Here is a 6,000-nt window from a genome sequence, read left to right on the forward strand (position 1 = left end):
AGATGTGTATAAGAGACAGGGTACACCCTTTTCAAAGTATGTTGATTCAGTTCAAAGCGCATATTCGCATTAAATTTATATATCTTTTCATATTTACTTAAATCAAGAAAGCCCCGCATTTTATCAACAATTAATCTCTCTTCTATACCATAGATTTGTTGCAACAATTGATGTAATAATTTTGAATGAGAAGCATAGATCGGTTGCGTATCATGGTAATACAACGAAAGAAAAGACGTCGCATCGTTATAAAAATACAGAGCTTCTCCGTTTTCAATGAACAAACCGTATCTACCATTGAAATAAGACATTTCATTAAGGAAGGCGTCAGAATCGATATGATGCTGCAACAAATCACTTACAATCATCTCAACAGACTTTTGGCTATCTCTCATGTCTATCAACTCTCCAAGAATCAAAATATGATACCCTTGGAATGAACACACTGAATAACTAAAATCTCTAGTGAAATAAATGGTCTTTTGTCGCATATCTTGGCGATAGTATCCTTCTACTTCAAGCGCATGTTCATTTTGGAGTATAAAAAAGCTTTTAGAAAAATGAGTAAGTTGTAAGACTTGGCACATCGGTCATCCCCCTTATCGATGTTTGACTTCATTTCTTAAAGACTGAATGTAATCTTCTAATTCAACATCTTGTGGTCGCTCGTATTTTTCATATAACTGATAAATCTCTAAAAATCGTTTGATGGCACTTTCTCGTTCATCGGCTTTTACAATATCAAGTCTAGGTTTGTACCAACCTTTTATATATAAATTGAACCGCTGTTCCATATAAGCATCCATCAATTGATGTTGTTCAAGAAAAGGGATACGCTCCAGTTCGAGTTTATAGTACTTATCAAATAATTTTTTTGAGATTGAATTTGTTACAGAGCCACTCACTGCAGCATAATACATGTGAATGGGCACTTTAATCCCTAAAACTTTTTTAGAATATAACATCAGCTCTTGAAAGAAGACGGTATCTTGCCCCGCTGCACCTTCCACCATTTTAATTTGATTGTTTTTGATGACCTCTGCTTTGACCATTAATGCTTGAATGCTTTGTGCACGTAATCCGGCAGTTTTAAGAAACTTTTTAGTATTGGTAATTAAAGGGGTGTCGTTATTATATTTTTTGATCGTGCCGTAATAATTAAACACAGCTCTTTTGCGGTTATCTTCTTTAATAATGTTACCGATCACCATATCGATAGACGGATCTTCTTTTAGTTTTTCATACAATTCTACGTAGCCATCACCTATTGCTTCGTTATCTGGGTCTAAATATGTAATATACGGTGTTGTTGCGAGTTCGACCCCTTTATTGCGTGGTCTTGAAGCACTGCCCGATCCAGATTCAAAACGATAGTAGACGATATTAGGATACTTACGTCTTAATCTTTGAATCACATGACGTGTTTCTTCATCTGTCGAACCATCATCCACAAAAATAATTTCAAAGCGATCAAACATCGAAGAGCGCCTTAAACTGCGCATACACTTATCCTCTAAATAGCGCCCATTGTTATGAATCGGTACAATGACGCTGACTAAATCATTTTGACTTAAAATCTGCTTGTCATTGTTAAAGAGTTCAGCATCGTCTAACGTATAGCCTAATTGAATGTCGCCAGATTGATAGGCTTGTGCATCAAATAAAGTCAAATATGGCTCATGATACGTTTCAGTGTAGTCATGCACTTGCACGTCTGTTTTTAAAGATTTTTGAACGAAATCAACATCTGTATAATAGAATGCACTGATTAAATCAGCTAAATAATATTCTTCATACACATAGCTTTCATCAAAGAATGTGACAAAATCTAATTCATGTATCCGATCGTTCAATTCCTGTTCAGTCAATAAAACTTTCTTTACATTCATTTGACGTTGAAACATCTCTACTAAAGTTTCAGTTCTTTCTTTTACCACTACACCAATGACCGGTTGTACAGAAGTGCTTGTTAATCCAATAAAATTCGCAATTTCGTTAATGCGGTGATAAGTCGTATGTTCTAACATCACTTGACGAATATTTTTGGCTTGAAATGCTCTTAGCTCAGCATCGGTATATCGGTTTAAGATAGGTCCCACATCCGATTCATCATTGACCATAAAGACGTTAGGAAATTGATTGTTCACACCTACTGAGTAATTCGAAATAATTAAATTACCGAAAGCTTGTAATTCAAAGACGCGGTTTGCAAACATCGAATCCGAATACTTTACTGAATTTACATTGAGTGCCCATCTAAAAATCTTATGTACTTTCATGAGTTCATTATGATTTAACGGTCCCGTAATATAGGGAATATATTGGCTAGGGAATAAATATCTTTCTCTTTCAAGATGCAAATTACGGTCAAAAATTGTGAAATCATTACCACTTAACGTTAAACCATCAAAAATACGTGCTAAATCTTTATTTCTTTGCGGATACTTTTTAGTCCAACTACCAGCAAAAATCACGCGATCTTTATTTTTAATCGCTACATCCGTTCTCGTTCCTATCGGGTTATGATAATGTGGATTCACCCCAAATTGTAAAACTTTAACATTAGTATTATTTGTGTAATCAATATAATCTTGAACCATTTCTTGAGCAGTAGTGAAAATATAATCACATTTACTTGCGATATCTTTAAATAAATGGAAATTGACCGGGTCCTCTTTAGAATAAAATACGAGTGGAATTTGGCGTTCAATGAATTCATCAAGCAATAACATAAGGTGTGCGCGCTTTCTACTATTAGGACTTGCGACACCTTGCCATGATGCATCAATTCCTCTCCACGTTGATGCCACGATTACAAAATCAAAGTTCATTTTCTCAATGTTAGCGTCACTCGAAATAAAAGTGATGTCCGCTGTATCTTTAAATGAATTGTATAAAAACTCATCTGCAATAATACCGATTTGATATTTTGCTTTTTTCAAAATTCGTGAACCATTGCTCGATTTCTCTTTTTCTAATTCGTCCTTGAACTGATTGATGAAGTTGAGTTTGCCGTTTTTCTCAAGTAACTTTAAATACATATAGACGTCACTCGAATTTAAAGTTTCTTCTAATCGATTTAAACCAAGTAAATAATCCGAATTAAGTATATCGATTGCTTCAATGAGTTGATTACTTTTAGTTTGAGGTTTTTTTGCCATGTGACTTCCCCCATTTTTTTCTCAAATTCCAGTATTTAATTTGTAGCTTACCTAATTTAGAGTTTTTTAAATTTTGATATCGTGTATGAATGCTACTGCTACCATCCATTGGATCAGAATAAACATTTGAACTATGATTGATTTTGTCTTTGACCAACGCCGTCATCACACGTTTCGCTTTATGTCTTTCCGTTAAAAAATTATGAATGATATCGTTTAGTTCTACTGCTTCCGTTGAACGATAGTCTGGCAAAGTCCCTAAAATACGTTCAAGTTGTTGTTGCACGACATCCTTTAGTGCTATCCAGTAGATTTGACCATCCTCTTCTAACTTGCCAATCCCTTTTTCTGGAAATATTAATTTTAATTTAAAATCGCTTTTGACATTCTCATGCGCAACTTTTGTCTTAAGACGACTTTCTAAAAACAATGTCGCATCTTCTATTAAGCTCACGTCCTCATCTACGTGATATCCCACATCGATGTCAGAAGGTTTCACAAAGCCGATGAATCTCTTTTTCTGAAATAACAGCTCATAAAATTCACCTTTATACTTCATCAAACCTTTAGATGTCAAAAATTTGTTTTGGATATCAGGCGTAAACCTATCCACGAACTGATATGTAATATTTAATGGATTTTGAATGCCTTTTTTATTTTTTACAAACACAATCTCATCCTGTTTATTGAAAACGTAATGAGAATTTTTTAACTCGACCCATCCTATTTCTCTCTGACCTTTTAAATAACCGTACAATTGATTCCCAATGTTTCTCGTACTTAACACGCGATATACTTTATGATTCAAAGCTTCTAAGGTGCCTAATTCTTCCTTTAAATTGTCATCACTATAGATAAATTGATGGCCGGGTTCATTTAAAAATACGTGAAACAGAATTCGGTTTTCAATCATATATGCTTTTAAATCATCCATAAACTAACCTCTTAAAAAATATTTTTAAAGAAAAGTGAGTTTGTAGCACGATACAACCTCACTTTTCTTCAAATTAAATTAATTGTTTTTGATTATCAAATTCATATAAATTACCGTAGTTATAATATTGAACGGATTCGAATTGATTTCTTACTACATTCTTAGTATCGAAAATCACTTTATCTTTCATTTTGTCAAAGTCCTTATCCGTTAATTGTTTAAATTCTGAATGATCACTTAAAATTAAAACGAGGGACGCATCTTCAACTGCTTTTTCCATATCTTTCTCAACAAAATCTTTCTTGACGTGCGGATCATATGTGACAACATCAACATTGGGTTCTTGACAAAGTAACTCATAAATGTCAAAAGCAGGAGATTCTCTAATATCGTCGACGTCTCCTTTGTATGTTAAGCCAAACACTGCAATTTTCTTACCATTTAATTCGCGTAAAATATTTTTCGTTTTGTCCACTACATATGTTGGCATAGAACGATTAATTTTTCGCCCTGTTTGTATTAACGGCGAGTTTTCAGGATCTTTCGCAATGATGAAATACGGATCTACAGCTAAACAATGGCCGCCCACTCCTGGTCCTGGATGGTGAATATTGACACGTGGATGTTTATTCGCCATTTCGATCACATCTAATACATTAATATTTAAATGATCACTGATTTTAGCGAGTTCATTGGCTAATGCAATATTTAAATCACGGTATGTATTTTCCATTAATTTACTCATTTCAGCCGTACGTGCATTTGTTTCAATCATTTCACCTTTGACGAAAGTACTGTAAACACGCTTTCCAGCTTCGATACATGCAGGTGTCATGCCTCCGATAATTCGATTATTGTGAACTAACTCTTCTAAAATTTTCCCAGGTAACACACGTTCAGGACAATGAACGAGATATAAATCTTCACCAATTGTAAAGCCATGTTCTTCTAGTAATGGTTTAACATGATCATCCATCGTTCTCGGTGCAATAGTCGATTCAATAATCACAGTATTGCCTTGTTTCAAATAAGGAATGATACTTTTTGTTGCACGCATAACGATAGAAATGTCACAAGACTCATATTGATCGTCATTATTCGGTGTTGGCACTGCAATAATAAATGCGTCAGCTTCCTCTGGTGTTTGTGATGCTTTGAACTTCCCTGTCGCTAACACTTGTTCGTAAGCTTCTTGTAATCCTGGTTCTTTGATGTGGATGAGCCCTTGATTTAAACTTTTAACAGCTTCCTCATTAATATCTACACCTATAACGTCTGCACCATGCTTTGCAAACATTATTGAAGTAGGTAAACCAATGTACCCTAGTCCTACAGTTGTAAGTTTCACTTTCATACACCTTTCTTCCATAGAAATTTTTGGAGCGTTTTATAGTTCAACTTCATTCAAAATGCCCTCTCTATTTGGTAAACACGTTATCTATATTAATTTTTAAGGATATGAAGGTTAATTTCAATTAAAAATAGAAAATAATCTATTATTTTACTATATTTTATAATTGAATAAACATTGGATAAACATTCTTTGCGTTAGATTTACATTGCGCTCTAAAAGGAGACTGAAATGTAAATTTCTTCTTAAAATATGACACTTCTCATTTAGCCTCTTTATTTGCATTTATATTTTGACAATCGTTATATCTCATTTATTAACGGATTTATTGGTGGAATTAAAGTGTGAAAGTAGTGGATCTTATTAATTTATATTTAAAAACATGCTCAACGCCTTTTCTAATCAAAAAACATTTTATTAGAAATAAATAGTTTTTAATGAAACAACAAACTGTTTTTAATGTTTTTTTACTTTATTTTAATAATTATTTGATATATATAAAGATAAAGCATGGCGATATCAAGGAGGAAAAGGATGAAAAATAAGTCTAAATC

General features: G+C 33.5%; 3 protein-coding genes and 1 pseudogene. All 4 read right to left on the minus strand.

Going from position 1 to position 6,000, the window contains the following annotated elements:
* Nucleotides 1–587, minus strand: a pseudogene (locus tag CD138_RS12760) (hypothetical protein); the annotation flags it as partial.
* A gap of 12 nt (nucleotides 588–599) precedes the next feature.
* Nucleotides 600–3,161, minus strand: a complete 2,562-nt coding sequence (locus tag CD138_RS12765; RefSeq protein ID WP_019167471.1) for a glycosyltransferase — start codon at nucleotides 3,159–3,161, stop codon at nucleotides 600–602.
* Entirely contained in the window at nucleotides 3,139–4,095 is a 957-nt protein-coding gene (locus CD138_RS12770) for a hypothetical protein (RefSeq protein WP_019167472.1), read from the minus strand. The genes CD138_RS12765 and CD138_RS12770 overlap by 23 nt, the downstream gene beginning before the upstream one ends.
* A 73-nt stretch (nucleotides 4,096–4,168) precedes the next feature.
* Nucleotides 4,169–5,443 (minus strand): nucleotide sugar dehydrogenase, encoded by a 1,275-nt coding sequence (locus CD138_RS12775; protein ID WP_026066771.1) that lies wholly within the window; start codon nucleotides 5,441–5,443, stop codon nucleotides 4,169–4,171.
* Between the last annotated feature and the right edge of the window lie 557 nt (nucleotides 5,444–6,000).

The sequence above is a fragment of the Staphylococcus intermedius NCTC 11048 genome, assembly GCF_002902385.1.
Taxonomy (GTDB): Bacteria; Bacillota; Bacilli; order Staphylococcales; family Staphylococcaceae; genus Staphylococcus; species Staphylococcus intermedius.